Source organism: Streptococcus danieliae, assembly GCF_009767945.1.
Lineage (GTDB): Bacteria > Bacillota > Bacilli > Lactobacillales > Streptococcaceae > Streptococcus > Streptococcus danieliae.
This window is the reverse complement of the sequence record NZ_WSRS01000141.1, coordinates 1-1,584: the sequence shown is the minus strand read 5'-3', so window position 1 is coordinate 1,584 and position 1,584 is coordinate 1. Positions and strand designations below refer to the sequence as shown.

The 1,584-nt window shown below is 39.4% G+C and carries 2 protein-coding genes; both read right to left on the bottom strand.

All coding sequences use genetic code 11. From position 1 onward, the window contains the following. Positions 1 to 366: 366 nt before the first annotated feature. Positions 367 to 816 (bottom strand): hypothetical protein, encoded by a 450-nt coding sequence (locus E5983_RS09940; RefSeq protein ID WP_237397615.1) that lies wholly within the window; start codon positions 814 to 816, stop codon positions 367 to 369. Beyond that, positions 813 to 1,421, bottom strand: a complete 609-nt coding sequence (locus E5983_RS09935; protein WP_237397614.1) for an ATP-binding protein — start codon at positions 1,419 to 1,421, stop codon at positions 813 to 815. Before E5983_RS09935 ends, E5983_RS09940 begins: the two co-directional genes overlap by 4 nt. Positions 1,422 to 1,584 lie beyond the last annotated feature (163 nt).

Genomic DNA, 1,584 nt, shown 5'->3' with positions numbered 1-1,584 from the left:
TTCGCATCCACTAAACCAATCTCCTCTACTCATGTTTTCTGAGACTAGTATAGCTAGATTTCTACTTTATCGGAAGATACCTTGTTATTGGGCGCTTACAGTGAATGTACATGGGATAGCCTTTCTCAGTATTTTGTCCTAATTATATTGTATCAAGACTATCTCCATAAGGCAAAAAGCAACGGCTTTAAAACCGTTGCTTTTTGCGTTAGTCAGAGGGGTTTTTGTCCCAGCCTCACCCGAGCCAAGAAATTGAAAAGCGAGGAAGGTTCGGGGAACCTTTTTCACCCGAGCCAAGAAATTGAAAAGCGAGGTAAGGTTCGGGGACTTCAAAAGGTTCTGAGTTTTCTCAAGGTTCATAAAAAATTAGTAGTCATTGTATAGCACCATATGCTGCAAAAACTCATGGAATCTGGGGAGTGTTAAGGTTAAGTAACCTCTTTTGCTCGCCCTGACAATGCCTTTTCGAATCAATCGCTCCCGGTAAACAGAAAATTTGTTGGCGGGGAAATTGATACGATCACGAAGCAGACTTACAGCTACCTCTTTGTCGGGGTTGTCTAGAAAGGCTCCTAGAACTTCTCGGTCGAGGTCAGATAGTTCTGACCAAATTTTATTGTAGACATATTCTTGGAGGTAATCATCGAAGGCATTTAAGAGGTGGCTAAGCTCTTTTTCTTGTTCAGTCCATTTGAGGTAGCCTAGTACTTGGAAAGCGAAGGGGAAGCCTTTGGTCAATTTACTCATCTCCACAGCTTCGGTATCAGATACCTGGAAAATCTCTTGGTAGGATTTGGCAATGGATTGATAGTTCAAAGGGGATAAATAGATTTTTTAGAGCGGTGTAGGAATGTCAAACTTGAATCGTTTTGAAGAAGAGAGATATTTTCATATAAGCCGGTCATTAGTAGAGATATGGGTAGGTTATCACTGATCCACAATTGAAAGGAAGAAACAAAGGCTTTTAGGTCCTCTGTTTTTGTAACTTCATCAATAGCGATAAGAACTTTTTTCTGATGTTTCTGGAGTTGCAAAAGCATTTTTTCCAGTGCGATCTCGATGCTCACGACAGGAGGGACCTGTTCGATGTCGATTCCTAAACCGAAAAGAGACAGATTTAGCTTTGCCTGATGAAAGAGAATTCCGATCTCGGGCTCTTCGTATAATTTTGCGGCTAAACTTTCGAATAAGGGGCGATTGGGGTTTAGTTTTATGGTAATCCAGTCATGTCTGTCTTTTAAGCGACGAACGATTTCATTCATCATAACCGTTTTACCAACTCCTCTGACTCCTGTTAGAATATAGGCTTGTGAAGAAGGGTTGGCAGAAGTGATATCTTCTAGAATCATGCTTGTCTGTGATGTGCGGTCGATATAGGTGAATGGTTTTTTATCAAAACCAAGTGTAAAAGGATTTGTCATTTTTACCTCCTTTGTCATTCTTTGATAGTTTATGACTATTTTATAATCTTTTATAATTCATTTGATCTTTTATAATCTTTTATAATTCAAAAATTTTAAAATGAAGTTAGCCACCCATCCTATCTGCTAGACAAGTGCTAGAACTCATTCTGATGAGTTGTCT